The organism is Nonomuraea sp. NPDC050536, from assembly GCF_044457685.1.
GTDB lineage: Bacteria > Actinomycetota > Actinomycetes > Streptosporangiales > Streptosporangiaceae > Nonomuraea.
Window position 1 is genome coordinate 726,508 of the sequence record NZ_JBITHD010000001.1, and the last position, 14,673, is coordinate 741,180.

Consider the following 14,673-nt stretch of genomic DNA (forward strand, 5'->3'; position numbering starts at 1 on the left):
TAGCCGGGCCCGCGGGTGAATAATGGGATCGTGATCTGCCAGAGCTGCAAGGACGATCGGCACGAGGACTGCCGCGGCGGCTCGTGGTGCGACTGCCAGCACCAGCAGGCGGAGGAGCCCCAGGAGTCGGCGCTCGACTGGCCCCGCCAGGGCTAGGTGTCCAATGGCTGGACCCCTTCTTGGACATCCGGGGACACCAAGGTATCTTCGATACATGCCAGCGGACCCCATGCTCGTCGGTCGACGCCACGTCGACCTTCAGCGTGTCCGCAGTGCCATCTGTTGCGACGCCCGCTAACCCCCTCATCTTTCCAGCTGAGCGCGTCGCACCCTCCTCCGCACCCCTGCACTCGATGACGAGGCAGGAGGAATCCTGCGCGCGCCCCATGAGTCAGAAGGACGCGCAATGAGCACCCCTACCAGCCGGCATCACAAGCGCCCGCGCGGCGAAGGTCAGTGGGCTCTCGGTTACCGGGAGCCGCTGAACAAGAACGAAGAGAACAAGAAGAACGACGACGGGCTCAACGTCCGCCAGCGCATCATCGACATCTACTCCAAGCAGGGCTTCGACTCCATCGACCCCGCCGACCTGCGCGGCCGGATGCGCTGGTACGGCCTCTACACCCAGCGCAAGCCCGGCATCGACGGCGGCAAGACGGCGATCCTGGAGCCGGAGGAGCTCGACGACCGCTACTTCATGCTGCGCATCCGCATCGACGGCGGCCAGCTCAGCCTGGAGCAGCTGCGGGTCATCGCCGACATCTGCAACGAGTACGGCAGAGGCACCGCCGACGTCACCGATCGGCAGAACATCCAGCTGCACTGGGTGGAGATCGAGTCGGTGCCCGACATCTGGGCCCGCCTGGAGGCGGTCGGCCTGTCGACCACCGAGGCGTGCGGTGACACCCCCCGCGTCATCCTCGGCTGTCCGCTTGCCGGCATCGACTCCGACGAGGTGATCGACGCCACCGAGCAGATCAGCGAGGTGCACGAGCGTTTCATCGGCGACCCGGCGTACTCCAACCTGCCGCGCAAGTTCAAGTCGGCGATCAGCGGCTGCCCCGCGCACTGCACGGTCCACGAGATCAACGACGTGGCCTTCGTCGGCGTGGTCAACGAGCAGGGGGAGAAGGGCTTCGACCTGTGGGTGGGCGGCGGCCTGTCGACCAACCCGATGTTCGGCAAGCGCCTGGGGGTTTTCGTCCGTCCCGACCAGGTCGGAGATGTCTACGGCGGCGTTATCGGGATATTTCGTGATTACGGCTACCGCCGCCTCCGCCACCGGGCGCGGATCAAGTTCCTGGTCAACGACTGGGGCGCGGAGAAGTTCCGCGAGGTTCTCGAGACCGAGTACGTCAAGGAGCCGCTGCCCGACGGCCCCGCGCCCGAGCTGCCCCGGGCCAACCGCCGCGACCACGTCGGCGTCTTCCCGCAGAGGGACGGCAACTTCTACGTCGGCTTCGCGCCCAAGGTCGGCCGCCTCAGCGGTGACGCCCTGCACGTGATCGCCGACATCGCCGAGCGGCACGGCTCGGCCAGGGTGCGCACCACGGTCGAGCAGAAGCTGGTCATCCTCGACGTGGCGCCCGATCGGGTCGACAGCCTGGTGGCCGAGCTGGAGGCCAACGACCTGCAGGTCAACCCGTCCACGTTCCGCCGCCAGACGATGGCGTGCACCGGGATCGAGTTCTGCAAGCTGGCCATCGTCGAGACCAAGGCCGCCGCGGCCCACCTGATCGACGAGCTCGAGGCCCGCCTGCCGGACTTCGAGGAGCCGCTGACCATCAACGTCAACGGCTGCCCCAACTCCTGCGCCCGCATCCAGGTCGCCGACATCGGACTGAAGGGTCAGCTCGTCGTCGACGAGAACGGCGAGCAGGTCGAGGGCTTCCAGATCCACCTGGGCGGCTCGCTCGGCGTGAACGCCAACTTCGGCCGCAAGGTGCGCGGCCTCAAGACCACCGCCAAGGCCCTGCCCGACTACGTCGAGCGGGTCGTCAGGAACTTCGATTCCCAGAAGAAGGAGGGCGAGTCCTTCGCCGATTGGGTGCAGCGAGCGGACGAGGCGGACCTGCGATGAGTACGCGAGCCGTCCCGTTCCACTGCCCCTACTGCGGCGATGAGGACCTGGAGCCCTACGAGGGCGACGGCGGCTGGTACTGCCGCTCGTGCGCCCGCGCCTTCAAGCTCAAGTTTCTGGGGATCGGAGTGAAGATATGACGCTCGTTGAGATAGAGAACGGCTTGAGAGAACAGCGCGGCACGCTCGACCTGCAGGGCATCGTCGAGTCCGCGGCCATCTTCCTGGAGGACGCGCCCGCCCGCGAGATCATCCGCTGGGCCGCGGCCACGTTCGGCGACCGGCTGTGCCTGACCTCCTCGATGAGCGACGCCCTGCTCATCGACCTGGTCAGCCGCGTCAAGCCGGGCGTGGACGTGCTGTTCATCGACACGGGCTACCACTTCGTGGAGACGATCGGCACGCGTGACGCCGTCCAGCAGGTCTACGACGTCAACGTGGTCAACGTGACGCCGTCGCGGACCGTCGAGGAACAGGACCGCGACCTCGGACCCCGGCTGTTCGGACGCAATCCCGATTTGTGCTGCTTTTTGCGGAAAGTGGAGCCTTTGAACCGCGCCCTGGAGCCGTACCTGGCGTGGTTCTCCGGCATCCGCCGCGACGAGTCGCCCACCCGCGCGGGCACCAAGGTCGTCGAGTGGGACGCCAAGCGCCAGATGGTCAAGGTCAACCCGATCGCCTCCTGGACCCAGGACGATGTCGACAACTACATCGCCGACAACGGGGTGCTGATCAACCCGCTGCACTACGACAACTACCCGTCGATCGGCTGCGCGCCGTGCACCCGCCAGGTCGCCGAGGGCGAGGACCCGCGCAGCGGCCGCTGGTCCGGGCTGGGAAAGATCGAATGCGGCATTCACCTCTAGGCCCCGACCTGTTGGCAGGCGGGACGGGCCCCTTCCGGGGCGGCGCGGGTGGGCATTCACCCGCGCCGCCCGCGAACCCGGTGCCGCTGGTCGCGGTGGCGCACGGCTCCCGCGATCCGCGCGCGGCCGCGACGGTGGAGGCCCTGCTCGAGGAGGTACGGCGGGCCAGGCAGGACCTACCCGTGCGGGTGGCCTACCTGGACCACTCGGCGCCCGCCCTCGCGCAGGCCATGCACGGGCTGGGGGAGGCCGTGGTGCTGCCCCTGCTGCTCACCGAGGCCTACCACAGCCGGGTCGACCTGCCTGCGGCGCTCAACGAACTGCGGGCCCGCGACCCGCGGCTGCGCGTCCGTTACGGCAGCACGCTCGGCCCGCACCCGCTGATGCTCTCGGCGCTGGAGCGCCGCCTGGCAGAGGCGGGAGTCGAGCCCGGCGACCCTGACACGGCCGTCGTCCTGGTCTCGGCGGGTTCGAGCGACGCGGGGGCCAACGCGGTGATCGCCACCATGGCCGCCGCGTGGGAGCAACGCGGGTGGTGGGCGGTGCGGGCGGCGTACGCCTCGGCGGCGGAGCCGACGCCCGCGCAGGCCGTGGCCGCGCTGCGGCGAGCGGGGGCGCCCCGGGTGGCCGTGGCGCCGTACCTGCTGGCGCCCGGCTACTTCGCCGACAAGGTGCGCGACAGCGCGGGGGCCGACGTGACGGCGGACGTGCTCGGCGTGGCGCCGGAGCTGGTCCGGGTGCTGCTCGAGCGCTACGAGGCGGCTCTCACGATCCGGCCAGACTCTCGAAGCAGGGCCGTAGCAGCTCGATGACGCCCTCGGCGGGCGCGTCGGCCCATCCAGGTCATCAGGGTCCGCGACGGCCGCATCGTGTCCTTTCGCGACTACGTCAGCCCGCTGCCGCTGCTTGAGGTTCACCGGAACACGGTGATCGACCAGCGGGAGGGGTAGGGCACCGACCAGGCGAGCAGCTCGTCGGCCTCCAGCGAGGTCAGCTCGCCCGTGCCCGCCGACCGGGCGCGGACGACGGCCGCCACGACCCGGTTGACGCCCCGCCGGGCGGTACCCGCGTAGACCGCGCGGGGGCAGCGGGCGCTGATCACCAGGGCGCCGTTGAGCCACGCCAGCGCGTGCTGTCCCGCCGTACAGCGCATCTCGAGACGGACGGAAGGCGCTGTCGTGGTGAACGTGAAGGACTCCGGCTCGCCGCCGTGGCCGGACACCAGCGTGGCGAGCAGGACAGCAGCCGTGAGGGACTTCATGCCCCTGGGACGCCCGGGGCGGTCAGGCTGTTGCGTCAGTAGCCGCGACGGTCCCTGCGCTGCCGGCGGCGGGCATCACGCAGGTCCTCCTGCATCTGGCGGCGCGAGTCGCGCCACTCCTCGTGCATCTCCCTGCGCGCCTCGCGCCAGCCCGCGTGCAGATCGCGGCGCATGCTCTGCCAGTCGGCGCCGTGCAGCTGCCTCCACTGCTCCTGCCATGCCGTCATCGCGCGCCGCAGCGGCTGGGCCCGAGAGTCGCCGAGGATCTTGATCTCGCCCAGCATCGCGTAGGCGTGGATCCTGATGACGGGCACGTTCATGCCCTGGGGCGCCTGGGCCACCTCGAGCTTGCGCTCGCCGAGCACCGCGACGCCGTCCAGGTCCACGTAGACGCCGTCGGGCACGATGATCTTCACGTTGCCCAGCACCGCGATCGCCATGATGTCCACCACGTCCGTGCGGACCTCGGCCTCGCGCAGGTCCAGCACCACCTCGCCGAGCACGGCCGTGGCGCCGATCTCCTCGTCGATGCGCCAGGCGCCGCGCCGCTTGTTCTCGCCGAGCACGCCGACGAACCACTTGCGTGCCCGCTGCAGCTGCTGCTGGAAGGCCCCGCCTGGGGGCTTGGGGGCCGTGGACGCGGCCGGACGCGTCGCCGACGGCAGGTCCTGGGTCACGAGATCCAGCTCGGCGTGGGTCTTGGCGCTGTAGGCGGCTTCCGTCCTCTCGGTCAGCTCGCTCAGCGTCAGGCGCCCCTCCACCGAGGCCTCGCGCAACAGCTCGACGACGGCCTCTCGCTCTGCGTCCGAGGCCCGCAGCTCGCCCGGGTCAGTCATAAACGCAACATATCGCGTTTTGCCGGAACCGCGGACGGCAGATCATTGTTCCGTCGGCCTCCGCGACCGTAGGGTGTCGACGTGGACCTCATCGCCGAACTGGTTGCCGACCTGCGCGAGGAGACCGCGTCCCTGGAGGCCCTGCTGCGGCCGCTGCGCGCCGAACAGTGGGAAACCGCCACGCCCGCCGAGGGGTGGGCGATCCGCGACCAGGTGAGCCATCTGGCGTGGTTCGACGACGCGGCCCGGACCGCCGTGACCGACCCCGACGCCTTCCTGGCGGCCGGGCTCACCTCGCCCGACGACATCGCGGCCGAGCACCGCGCGATGCCCGCCGCGGACCTGCACGCGTGGTTCACCTCGGCCCGGGCGCGCCTCGTCGAGGTCTTCGCCGGCCTGGACGCCCGCACGCGCATCCCCTGGTACGGCCCGCCCATGTCGGCCGCCTCGTTCGCCACCGCCCGCCTGATGGAGACCTGGGCGCACGGCCAGGACGTGGCCGACGCCCTCGGCGTCACCAGGGAGCCCACGGCCAGGCTCAGGCACGTGGCGATGATCGGTTTCCGTGCCATGCCGTACGGCTTCGCCGTACGGAACCTGCCGGTGCCTCAGGAACCGGTCAGGGTGGAGCTCGTGATGCCGGACGGGCAGGCGTGGAGCGCGGGGCCGCAGGACGCCGCGAACCTGGTGCGCGGGCCGATGCTGGACTTCTGCCTGCTGGTGACCCAGCGGGCGCACCTGGCCGACACCGCGCTCGAGGTCACGGGAGAGACCGCGAAGGCCTGGACGGCCATCGCGCAGGCCTTCGCGGGGCCGCCGGGTAAGGGGAGGGCGCCAGGGAAGAATCAGGGCCATTCCGGATGACGTCGGCGGCCTGAACGGTGACATGCTGTAGTCATGCGGACAATCCTCAACGTCATCTGGCTGGTCTTCGCAGGGCTGTGGCTGGCCATCGGCTACGCCGTTGCGGGGATCATCTGCTGCATCCTGATCATCACGATCCCGTTCGGCATCGCGTCGTTCAGGATCGCGGCCTACGCGCTGTGGCCGTTCGGGCGGGAGGTCGTCCGCGACCCCGACGCTGGCGTGTTCTCGGCGCTGGGCAACATCATCTGGTGCGTCGTGGCGGGCATCTGGCTCGCGATCGGGCACGTGGTCACCTCGATCCCGCTGTTCATCTCGATCATCGGCATCCCGCTGGGCATCGCCAACCTCAAGATGATCCCGGTGTCGCTGCTCCCGCTGGGGGCGCGCATCGTCGACGCAGACTAGGGCAGGGCACTTGGGGACGTAAGCTGTCCCGAAGAGTCACTGCTAATACCGTTGGGTGCCATGACGTCCACCGATGCGCCTAGCAGGCCGAAGAAGGCAGCCTCCAAGAGGCTCGCCTCGCTGGCGCGGACCCAGCTGAGCTGGGTCCGTGACACTCGGTCATGGGCGATCGTCCGCGCCGCCACCAACGCGGGGGTCAACTACCGGGTGACGGGGCTGGCCGGCGAGGCGGCGTTCTTCGCGCTGCTGTCGCTGCCGCCGTTCGTGCTGGGGCTGATCGGGGTGCTGGGCAAGCTCGGCACCTGGCTGGGCGAGGCGACCGTACGGCAGACCGAGCAGTGGGTGCTGCACCAGGCGGGCATCCTGTTCACCCAGGAGGCCGTCAACAAGGTCGTCAAGCCGCTCATCACGGACGTGCTCAGCGACAACGCCAGCAAGGTGTCGATCATCTCGCTCGGCTTCCTGCTGTCGCTGTGGTCCGGCTCGCGGGCGCTGTACGTCTTCGTGGACCTCATCTCGGTGGCCTACGGGCTGGGGGAGGAGCGCGGCATCATCAGGACCAGGCTGATGTCGTTCGGCCTGTACCTGGTGGGGCTGGTGATCGGCATCATCGTGATGCCGGTGCTGGTCATCGGGCCGACGCTGCTCAAACAGGCGATCCCGGCCGACTACCGGGTGCTGGTCGACATCCTCTACTGGCCGGTCGTGATCATCGGCTCGGTGCTGTTCCTGACCGTGCTGTACCACGTCAGCGTGCCGGTGCGGACGAAGTGGTACCGGGAGCTGCCGGGGGCGATCCTGGCGCTGATCCTGTGGATCGTCTGCGCGGCGGTGCTGCGGGCGGTGCTGGCCGCCTGGGTGTCGCCCGTGTCGATCTACGGCTCGCTCGCCGCGCCGATCGCGCTGCTGCTGTGGCTCTACATCACCGCGCTGGCAGTGCTGATAGGAGCGATACTCAACGCCGAAGTGGACCGGTTGTGGCCGGGAGTGAGTCGCGCCACTCCCTGAGGGTTCCGCTATGGTCTACACGTCGCGACTGGCGCATCAAAGGTGGGACCGACCACCGGGAAGCGAAAGGGGCGGAGGCCGTGCGCCTGGGTCTTCGCGGAGGGGTAAGGAGCGCAATGTCTTCTCTCGAGAGCGTCGACCCGAAGATCGCCGAGCTCATCGGCGCCGAGGAACGCCGCCAGGCCGACACGGTCAAGCTGATCCCCTCGGAGAACTACGTCTCCAAGGCGGTGCTCGAGGCCACCGGCACGGTCCTGACCAACAAGTACTCCGAGGGCTACGCCGGCAAGCGCTACTACGAGGGCCAGCAGGTCATCGACCCGATCGAGACCCTGGCCATCGACCGGGCCAAGGCGCTGTTCGGCGTCAACCACGCCAACGTCCAGCCGTACTCGGGCTCGCCCGCCAACCTGGCCATCTACCTGGCCTTCATGCAGCCGGGCGACACCTTCATGGGCATGAACCTGTCCTCCGGCGGCCACCTCACCCACGGCTCGCCCGTGGCGGTGTCGGGCAAGTGGTTCAAGCCTGTCGCCTACAACGTGCGCAAGGAGACCGGCCGCGCCGACATGGACCAGGTCCGCGAGCTCGCCCTGGAGCACCGGCCCAAGGTGATCTTCTGCGGCGGCACCGCCATCCCGCGCATCATCGACTTCCCGGCCTTCGCCGAGATCGCCCGAGAGGTCGGCGCGATCCTGGCCGCCGACATCGCGCACATCGCCGGCCTGGTCGCGGGTGGCGCCCACCCGACGCCGGTCGGACACGCCGACGTCATCTCCACCACCACGCACAAGACGCTGCGCGGCCCGCGCGGCGCCATGCTGATGGCCGATGACGACGAGAAGGCAACCCTGCTGAACAAGGCGGTCTTTCCGGGTCTGCAGGGCGGCCCGCACAACCACACCACCGCCGCGATCGCGGTCGCGCTGCACGAGGCCGCGCAGCCGGAGTTCAGGACCTACGCCCACCAGGTGGTCGCCAACGCCAAGGCGCTGGCCGAGGAGCTGTCGAGCCGCGGCTTCGACCTGGTCTCCGGCGGCACCGACAACCACCTGATCCTCATCGACCTGACCTCCAAGGGCGTGCCCGGCAAGCCCGCCGCCAAGGCGCTCGACAGGGCCGGCCTGGAGACGAACTACAACACCGTCCCCTTCGACCCGCGCAGGCCCTTCGACCCGTCGGGCATCCGCATCGGCACGCCGTCGGTGACCTCGCGTGGCATGCGGGAGGCGGAGATGCGCCAGATCGGCGCCTGGATGGACGAGGTCGTCACGGCCCTGGCCAAGGGCGACGCCGAGGACGTCATCACCCGCGTCCACGGCGAGGTCAGCGAGCTCACCGCCCGCTTCCCCGCCCCCGGCCTGTCCTAGCCCTTCTCGAACGGCCGGCCACGCATTCTCGAACGAACAGCCACGACGGCGCCGGGGCACATCCCCGGCGCCGTCGTCGTGCTCGGCGAGGGCTCCGGCGGGGTTTTCAGGCGCCGGGTCGGCGGGGTGTGGGTCGGCGGAGGTCGGCGCCCTGTACGGCGGGAAACCGGGGCCGTGGACGCGGGCTCCTTGCGGCGTAACGGCGCGCAACCCCGCATCACCGGAGGAGCGTCTCCCTGGACAGGGGCCGGCCGGAGTACGGCGGGTGGCGGTGGCGGCGGCCCGCCGTACATGCCGCATGTCGAGACGAAGCCGGAAGACCCCTCCTAGCTCAGGAACAGATAGTCGGCCCGGTAGGGGACGGACACTTTGGCGCCGGGCTTGCAGGCGCCCGCGGGGGCGACGCCGCCGGTCGTGTTGAGCCGCAGCACCTGGGTGGCGTGCGAGAGCAGCCCGGTCGGCTTGCCGGACTGGGTGGCGTCCAGGACCAGCTCGGGGATGTTCCCGTCGCCGTTGGGGGTCTTGGTGACGAGCTTGCCGCGCACGGCGCTGCCGTCTGGAGCGATCCACTGCGGCGGCCCGGCGACCGGCTGCACGAAGGAGTGGTCGATGCCGCGGCGCAGCTTCGCCGAGACGCCGAACTGGGCGAAGGCGCCGTTGGTGCAGGCGTAGATCTGCGCGCCGCGCAGCACGTCGGCCGTCACCGCGGTCGGGTGGGTGAACGGCTTGCCGGACAGCTGCCCGCGCACCGCGCCGCCGTCGAACTCGGTGGTGTGCAGGTTGGTGTACCAGTTGCCGGGGTTCTTGGCGATGCGCCTGACCAGCTGCTTCGGCGCGGGGGCCTCACCGGCGACGCCGGTCACGTTGGCGGGCAGCGCGCCGAACAGGTCCACGGCCACCGGGCCGTTCGCGCCCGCCACGCCCTTGTGCAGGTGGCCGTTGGTGACCGGCGACAGGCCGTCCCAGAACGCGGTGTAGGCGATCGAGGTGCCGAGCGGGCGCAGCCACCAGGTGGCCTTGCCGTCCTGGTCGCCGCGCTTCTTGCCGTCGTTCGCCTGCACCTCCTGCGCGCCGTCGTCGTGGGAGTTGATCGTGGCCTGGTTGCTGCCGTGCAGGACGCCGTTGAGGTCGACCGGCTTGCTCAGCCGGTGGAACTGGCCGCGGAGCGCGCCCTTGGGGTGCGCGGCGTCGTGCAGGTTGGCGTAGAAGCCGCCCGGGTCGTCGGTCAGCGCCTTGACCAGGTCGGGGGTGGCGGTGACGGTGCCGGTCACGCCGAGCACGGTGTCGGGCAGCGGCTTGGTGAAGAACTCCAGCTTCACGTCGCCGTTGCTGCCCTTGGCGCCCAGGTGGATGTGGCCGGCGGTGGGCGGGTCGAGCTTGTTCCAGCGGATCGCGAACGTGACCTGGTCGCCGCTGATCTTGATCACCACGGTCGAGCGGCCGTCAGGGTCGCCCTTGACGCCCACCTCGTTGGCGCCGCGCAGGCCGGCGGCCAGGTAGACCTCGTCACCCGAGGTCGTGGTGGCGGCATGGGCGACGCCGGCGGGGATCATCACACCGGAGGCGAGGGCGGCGAGGGCGAGCTTGGAAATCGACATTGTTCTAACCCCTTGGGTGGATACTTCCGGATCTGGTACGGCAGGCAGTACGGGACCGGAGTTCCGCGGGGTTCAAGCGTTTTATGCGTAAAAATCCACATAAGCGGGATGCGGGGCATGAAGAAGCCCTCCCACCTGCGGCGGGAGGGCTCGTCGACCGAAATTTCAGGCTTTAACGGTAAGTAGCGTCTTACCGGCCGTGGTATTGACCTCGAAATGGTCGATTTGCTGCAACGGCCACGGGCTGCCGCCGTGCATGTAGAGCGGATCGGGCGACCCCGGCACGCCGTACCCGGAAGGAGGCACCGACCAGCCGGTCATGATCTTCCGCTGGCCGGACCTGGAGACCGCCACCAGCTCGCACTCCAGCGGCCCCTTCACCCCCGCCAGCCTGAGCGCCGCGTGTGTGCCCCAGCCCTTGGACTCCAGCACCAGCCCGCCCGTCACGCCGTCCACGCCCGTGCCCTCCACCGGAGTGCCCTCGGCGTAGAACTGCTCGGCGGGACCCAGATGGCCCGCGTGCTCGCTGCCGGCGACCGTGCCGGGAGTGTCGCCGCCGAGGCGGGCGCCGATCGTGATGCCGCACGCCAGCAGCGTCACCGCGGCCGCCGCCGCGATCACCATCGTGCCCCTGCGGCTGCGCCTGGCCTCGGCCCTGCGCCTGCGCAGCAGGTCGAGGACGTCCTCCTCGGGCAGCGGATCCTCCTCCACCGGCCCCATGCCGGTCAGCGCGGTGGCCACCCCCGACAGTTCCGCCAGCTCGGCCGTGCAGGACTCACAGGTCGAGAGGTGCGCCTCGAAGGCCCGCCGGTCGTCCTCCTCCAGCAGCCCGAGGGCATAGGCGCCCACGTCGGTGTGCTCGACTCCTTGGCTCACGCCGTCACCCCTCTCTCCTCCAGGGCGATCCGCAGCGCGCGGACCGCGTAGTACACCCGGGACTTCACCGTGCCCACGGGGATGCCCAGGACCTCGGCCGCCTCGTTCACCGACCGATCCCGCAGGATCGTCTCGTTGAGGATCTCCCTGTGCGCGGGTGAAAGGGCCTGCAGCGCTTCTGAGACGACCACCTGGTGCAGGAGACCCTCCATCTCGTCCGGCATCGGCACGCTCTCCAGCGGGCCGTCGCCTGACTCCTTCGGCCGGGCATCCCTGCGCCGACGCTCATCGATCACGATCCGTCTGGCCACAGTAGCGAGCCACGGCATCAGTGACGAGGCGCCGGGGTCGAGCTGGTCGGAGCTGCGCCAGGCGCGGATCATGGTCTCCTGCACCACGTCCTCCGCCCACTGCCGGTCGCCGGCCGTCAGGCGCACGACGAAGGCCAGCAGCGGCCCGTGGTACTGCCTGTACAGCGCGGACACCGCGGTTTCCTCGTGGCGTAAGCGCATGGGGGCGGCTCCCTCGGGGGGACAGGTGCTCAGTCGCATCATTCCCCTTTCCCTTGGTCTCGGCAGGGAGTACGGCCCGCGCCCCGCGATGGGTTCAAAAATACGATTGCGATCTTGTCGGAGGGCTGGGATAAAGTTCTTGCTCGGCACCACTACCAGGGAGGTGAGGACTATGCGGGTCGTTCTGTTCAGCCTGCCGTCCATCAACCTCCGGGTGCCCGTGTAGACACCCGGCTTCAACCAAGGGTGTTACCTCCGTTGCTCTACGATCTTTCGCTGCTCGGCTGGACCGAATCCCGGGACGCCGAGCTGCCTTCTCTCACCGTGCCCGCCCGCGTGGCCCGCGTCGACCGCGGCGCCGCCGAGGTGATCGCCTCCGACGGGCAGTACCACGTCAAGTACAGCGCGCGGGTACGGCGGGCCTCCGCCGACGACCCGGTCGCGCTGCCCTGCGTGGGCGACTGGGTGGCGCTGAAGGCGCTGCCCGAGGGCCGCTACGAGCTCGACGCCGTGCTGCCCAGGACGTCCGCGTTCGTCCGCGGCGGCGTCAGCCGCGACTCCAGGGGCGGCCTGTCCGGCGACGGCCAGGGCCAGGTCCTGGCCGCCAACGTGGACCTGGTCTTCGTCGCCGAGCCGTCCATGCACGCCACCGACTTCGCCGACCTCGGGCGCATCGAGCGGCTCGTCGCGCTGGCCTGGGAGTCCGGCGGCACGCCCGTCGTGCTCGTCACCAAGTCCGACCTGTTCGAACGCGGCCTCGACGACCTGCTCGCCGACGTCCGCACCGCCGCGCCCGGCGTCGACGTGCACGCGGTCTCCTCGTTCCTCGGCGAAGGGGTGGACCTCGTGCGCGGTTACCTGGCGGGTTCGCGCACCGCGGTCGTCCTCGGGCCGTCGGGGGCGGGCAAATCCACCCTCGTCAACGCCCTGGCGACGTCGGCGGTCATGGACACCCAGCAGGTACGCGCCGCCGACGGGCGCGGCCGTCACACGACCGTCCACCGTGAGCTCATCCCGCTGCCGGACGGTGGCCTGATCATCGACACGCCCGGCATCCGCCGTGTCGGCCTCTACGAGATGACGGAGGGCGTGGACCTGGTCTTCTCCGACATCGAGGAACTCGCGCAGGCCTGCCGCTTCGCCGACTGCGCCCATGCCGGCGAGCCCGGCTGCGCCGTACTGGCCGCGGTGGAGACGGGGGATCTTCCGGAGAGGCGCCTGGAGAGCTGGCGCAAGCTCCAACGCGAGGCGGCCTGGATGGCCGGCCGCACGGACGCCCGCCTCCGCAAGGAGCAGCAGAACCGCTGGAAGATCATCCACAAGGAAATGCGCCGCGCCAACCGCAACCGCCCCTGACCCCACCCTCACCCGGCAGCCAACCCCCCCAGCCCCCGGGCCACCCCCCGCCGCACACCCCGGGCCGAGGACTCTCCCCCCTCGGCCCGTGCGGTCAACCCAGAACCGCGGCGTGCCTGCCGTGCGTCCGGGGGTTGCCCGGGGCGCTCGCGCCCTTGCGCTCCGCGTTTTGGCGCCTTGGGCGCCGGGTCGGCGGGGTGTGGTGCGGAGGTGGGCGGCGCCCTTGTATGGCGGGCAACTCGGGGACCGTGGCGTGCCTGCCGTGCGTGTGGGTGTTGCCTTGGGTGCTCGCGTTTTTGGGTCCCCGCGTTGTGGGACCTTGGGCGCAGGGTCGGTGGGGATGGCGTGCGGCGGTGGGGGGTTTGGGGAGGTGAGGGATGTTGGCGGGGGTGGGGAAGTGGTGGGGAATGGGTAGTTCCCGTGTATGGGGCACCTGTTCGCGGATCGGGCCGAGGCGGGCGCGTTGCTCGCCGAGCGGCTGCTGTTCGCGCGCGACCCGGTGATCCTGGCGCTGCCCAGGGGCGGCGTGGCCGTGGCCGTGCCGATCCTGCACCGGCTGGGCGGGGTGCTCGACGTGCTCGTGACCAGGAAGATCGGCTACCCGCCGAGCCCGGAGCTGGGCGTGGGGGCGATCGCCGAGGGCGGGGAGCCGGTGTTCGACCACGACCTGCTGCGGCGGCTGGGGCTGACGCCGCAGTCCGTGGCCTGGGTGCTGGAGCAGGAACGGCGGGAGCTGGCCCGCCGGATCGAGGTGTACCGGGGCGGGCGGGACCTGCCCGATCTCACCGGTCGTGAGGTGATCGTGGTCGACGACGGGCTGGCCACCGGCGGGACCGCCAGGGCTGCGCTGCGGGCGGTGGTGGTGGCCCGGCCGGGCAGGTTGACGCTCGCCGTACCGGTGGGTGCGCGAGAGACCGTCATGGCCCTGCGGGCGGAGGCCGACGAGTTGGTGGTGCTGGCGACGCCGCCGGACTTCCGCGCGGTGGGCCAGTGGTACGACCACTTCGACCAGCTCACCGACAAGGACGTCCTCACGCTCCTGAACCAGGGCTAGACGAGGACGGCCCAGACGAGTTTGCGGGGCCCGGCGGGGGTGAGCCAGCCCCAGGCTCGCGAGAGGGCTTCGACGAGGCGCAACCCGCGGCCGAATTCGGCGAAGACGTCCGGGGAACTGGCGATGGGCGCGGCCTTGCTGAAATCGGTGACCACACAGGCGTACTCGGGTCCGTGACACAGCAGCCGCAGCTGGATCGCCCCGCCCCCGTGCCGCATGGCGTTGGTGACCAGCTCCGACACCACGAGCTGCGCGTCGAACACGACGCCGTCCCCGCCCCACGCGGTGAGCGTCGAGCCCACGAACCTCCTGGCCGAGGCCACACCGGTGGGTTCGAACGTGCTGAGCTCATGGAAGGGGAAGACCGCATCGCATGGGCTCGGTCGTCCGTCCAGCAGAATGGAGGAAAGCCATCCTGGAGGAGCGGACCCGGTGGCGGCTTGCGGCCGTGCGTCGAAAGTCGTCATCCTGGCCCCCGAAGCGCGGTCTGGTGATCCAGTGCCCATCTTTACGGGGCATGCTTACGGATGCAAGACTTTTCCGAGTTTACAGATGCAAATCGCATCTGCACGTGCAGGTGACCTG

General features: G+C 70.2%; 18 protein-coding genes and 1 riboswitch. Of the genes, 12 read left to right on the forward strand and 6 right to left on the reverse strand.

Going from position 1 to position 14,673, the window contains the following annotated elements; all coding sequences use genetic code 11:
• Positions 1–30: 30 nt before the first annotated feature.
• From ACIBHX_RS03720 to ACIBHX_RS03745, 6 genes are all read left to right on the forward strand, one after another.
• Positions 31–156, forward strand: a complete 126-nt coding sequence (locus tag ACIBHX_RS03720) for a hypothetical protein (RefSeq protein WP_397063873.1) — start codon at positions 31–33, stop codon at positions 154–156.
• 58 nt (positions 157–214) lie between these two features.
• Positions 215–298, forward strand: a complete 84-nt coding sequence (locus ACIBHX_RS03725) for a putative leader peptide (RefSeq protein WP_311132608.1) — start codon at positions 215–217, stop codon at positions 296–298.
• Between the two features lie 108 nt (positions 299–406).
• Positions 407–2,080 carry a nitrite/sulfite reductase gene (locus ACIBHX_RS03730; RefSeq protein ID WP_397063875.1) on the forward strand — a complete coding sequence of 558 codons (1,674 nt, stop codon included), beginning with the start codon at positions 407–409 and terminating at the stop codon, positions 2,078–2,080.
• Positions 2,077–2,220: an Insertion element protein gene (locus tag ACIBHX_RS03735; protein ID WP_113703089.1), complete on the forward strand. Its 144-nt coding sequence runs from the start codon at positions 2,077–2,079 to the stop codon at positions 2,218–2,220. The genes ACIBHX_RS03730 and ACIBHX_RS03735 overlap by 4 nt, the downstream gene beginning before the upstream one ends.
• The gene (locus ACIBHX_RS03740) at positions 2,217–2,945 is read left to right on the forward strand and encodes a phosphoadenylyl-sulfate reductase (protein WP_397063877.1); all 729 of its coding nucleotides are present in this window, start codon (positions 2,217–2,219) and stop codon (positions 2,943–2,945) included. The genes ACIBHX_RS03735 and ACIBHX_RS03740 overlap by 4 nt, the downstream gene beginning before the upstream one ends.
• Positions 2,927–3,757: a sirohydrochlorin chelatase gene (locus ACIBHX_RS03745; protein WP_397063879.1), complete on the forward strand. Its 831-nt coding sequence runs from the start codon at positions 2,927–2,929 to the stop codon at positions 3,755–3,757. Before ACIBHX_RS03740 ends, ACIBHX_RS03745 begins: the two co-directional genes overlap by 19 nt.
• Before the next feature lie 101 nt (positions 3,758–3,858).
• Here ACIBHX_RS03745 and ACIBHX_RS03750 read toward each other — a convergent pair whose 3' ends face one another.
• Together ACIBHX_RS03750 and ACIBHX_RS03755 are read right to left on the reverse strand one after the other, a co-directional pair.
• Positions 3,859–4,206 (reverse strand): hypothetical protein, encoded by a 348-nt coding sequence (locus ACIBHX_RS03750; RefSeq protein WP_397063881.1) that lies wholly within the window; start codon positions 4,204–4,206, stop codon positions 3,859–3,861.
• A gap of 35 nt (positions 4,207–4,241) precedes the next feature.
• On the reverse strand, positions 4,242–5,042 hold the full coding sequence (locus ACIBHX_RS03755; RefSeq protein WP_397063883.1) for a DUF1707 domain-containing protein: 801 nt from the start codon (positions 5,040–5,042) through the stop codon (positions 4,242–4,244).
• Between the two features lie 81 nt (positions 5,043–5,123).
• Here ACIBHX_RS03755 and ACIBHX_RS03760 point away from each other — a divergent pair, with 81 nt between their 5' ends.
• From ACIBHX_RS03760 to glyA, 4 genes are all read left to right on the forward strand, one after another.
• Complete coding sequence (locus tag ACIBHX_RS03760) at positions 5,124–5,906, forward strand: TIGR03084 family metal-binding protein (protein WP_397063885.1); 783 nt, start codon at positions 5,124–5,126, stop codon at positions 5,904–5,906.
• 33 nt (positions 5,907–5,939) lie between these two features.
• Complete coding sequence (locus ACIBHX_RS03765; protein WP_397063887.1) at positions 5,940–6,314, forward strand: YccF domain-containing protein; 375 nt, start codon at positions 5,940–5,942, stop codon at positions 6,312–6,314.
• Positions 6,315–6,374: 60 nt separating this feature from the next.
• Positions 6,375–7,322, forward strand: a complete 948-nt coding sequence (locus ACIBHX_RS03770; RefSeq protein WP_397063889.1) for a YihY/virulence factor BrkB family protein — start codon at positions 6,375–6,377, stop codon at positions 7,320–7,322.
• A 14-nt stretch (positions 7,323–7,336) separates the two neighbouring features.
• A riboswitch (ZMP/ZTP riboswitch) is annotated at positions 7,337–7,421 on the forward strand.
• Positions 7,422–7,438: 17 nt separating this feature from the next.
• The gene (gene glyA / locus ACIBHX_RS03775) at positions 7,439–8,692 is read left to right on the forward strand and encodes a serine hydroxymethyltransferase (protein ID WP_397063891.1); all 1,254 of its coding nucleotides are present in this window, start codon (positions 7,439–7,441) and stop codon (positions 8,690–8,692) included.
• Positions 8,693–9,018: 326 nt separating this feature from the next.
• Here glyA and ACIBHX_RS03780 read toward each other — a convergent pair whose 3' ends face one another.
• From ACIBHX_RS03780 to ACIBHX_RS03790, 3 genes are all read right to left on the reverse strand, one after another.
• Positions 9,019–10,290: a CHRD domain-containing protein gene (locus ACIBHX_RS03780; protein ID WP_397063893.1), complete on the reverse strand. Its 1,272-nt coding sequence runs from the start codon at positions 10,288–10,290 to the stop codon at positions 9,019–9,021.
• Positions 10,291–10,455: 165 nt separating this feature from the next.
• Complete coding sequence (locus tag ACIBHX_RS03785; RefSeq protein WP_397063895.1) at positions 10,456–11,166, reverse strand: anti-sigma factor family protein; 711 nt, start codon at positions 11,164–11,166, stop codon at positions 10,456–10,458.
• The gene (locus ACIBHX_RS03790) at positions 11,163–11,651 is read right to left on the reverse strand and encodes a sigma-70 family RNA polymerase sigma factor (protein ID WP_397065018.1); all 489 of its coding nucleotides are present in this window, start codon (positions 11,649–11,651) and stop codon (positions 11,163–11,165) included. The genes ACIBHX_RS03785 and ACIBHX_RS03790 overlap by 4 nt, the downstream gene beginning before the upstream one ends.
• A 285-nt stretch (positions 11,652–11,936) precedes the next feature.
• On the opposite strand from ACIBHX_RS03790, the gene rsgA reads away from it, so the two are divergent.
• Both rsgA and ACIBHX_RS03800 read left to right on the forward strand, forming a co-directional pair.
• A complete protein-coding gene (gene rsgA / locus ACIBHX_RS03795) occupies positions 11,937–13,034 on the forward strand; it encodes a ribosome small subunit-dependent GTPase A (RefSeq protein ID WP_397063897.1) in 1,098 nt (365 codons plus the stop codon).
• A gap of 424 nt (positions 13,035–13,458) precedes the next feature.
• Complete coding sequence (locus ACIBHX_RS03800) at positions 13,459–14,088, forward strand: phosphoribosyltransferase (protein ID WP_397063899.1); 630 nt, start codon at positions 13,459–13,461, stop codon at positions 14,086–14,088.
• Here the strand turns inward: ACIBHX_RS03800 and ACIBHX_RS03805 are convergent.
• Positions 14,085–14,411: an ATP-binding protein gene (locus ACIBHX_RS03805; RefSeq protein ID WP_397065019.1), complete on the reverse strand. Its 327-nt coding sequence runs from the start codon at positions 14,409–14,411 to the stop codon at positions 14,085–14,087. The two genes, ACIBHX_RS03800 and ACIBHX_RS03805, sit on opposite strands and share 4 nt — an antisense overlap.
• Positions 14,412–14,673: the final 262 nt, after the last annotated feature.

Bases quoted from the DNA above. Each gene is read 5' to 3' on its own strand.
- ACIBHX_RS03725 (WP_311132608.1), top strand. From the start codon at position 215: ATGCCAGCGGACCCCATGCTCGTCGGTCGACGCCACGTCGACCTTCAG.
- ACIBHX_RS03730 (WP_397063875.1), top strand. From the start codon at position 407: ATGAGCACCCCTACCAGCCGGCATCACAAGCGCCCGCGCGGCGAAGGT.
- ACIBHX_RS03735 (WP_113703089.1), top strand. From the start codon at position 2,077: ATGAGTACGCGAGCCGTCCCGTTCCACTGCCCCTACTGCGGCGATGAG.
- ACIBHX_RS03740 (WP_397063877.1), top strand. From the start codon at position 2,217: ATGACGCTCGTTGAGATAGAGAACGGCTTGAGAGAACAGCGCGGCACG.
- ACIBHX_RS03745 (WP_397063879.1), top strand. From the start codon at position 2,927: ATGCGGCATTCACCTCTAGGCCCCGACCTGTTGGCAGGCGGGACGGGC.
- ACIBHX_RS03750 (WP_397063881.1), bottom strand. From the start codon at position 4,206: ATGAAGTCCCTCACGGCTGCTGTCCTGCTCGCCACGCTGGTGTCCGGC.
- ACIBHX_RS03755 (WP_397063883.1), bottom strand. From the start codon at position 5,042: ATGACTGACCCGGGCGAGCTGCGGGCCTCGGACGCAGAGCGAGAGGCC.
- ACIBHX_RS03765 (WP_397063887.1), top strand. From the start codon at position 5,940: ATGCGGACAATCCTCAACGTCATCTGGCTGGTCTTCGCAGGGCTGTGG.
- ACIBHX_RS03770 (WP_397063889.1), top strand. From the start codon at position 6,375: ATGACGTCCACCGATGCGCCTAGCAGGCCGAAGAAGGCAGCCTCCAAG.
- glyA (WP_397063891.1), top strand. From the start codon at position 7,439: ATGTCTTCTCTCGAGAGCGTCGACCCGAAGATCGCCGAGCTCATCGGC.
- ACIBHX_RS03780 (WP_397063893.1), bottom strand. From the start codon at position 10,290: ATGTCGATTTCCAAGCTCGCCCTCGCCGCCCTCGCCTCCGGTGTGATG.
- ACIBHX_RS03800 (WP_397063899.1), top strand. From the start codon at position 13,459: ATGGGGCACCTGTTCGCGGATCGGGCCGAGGCGGGCGCGTTGCTCGCC.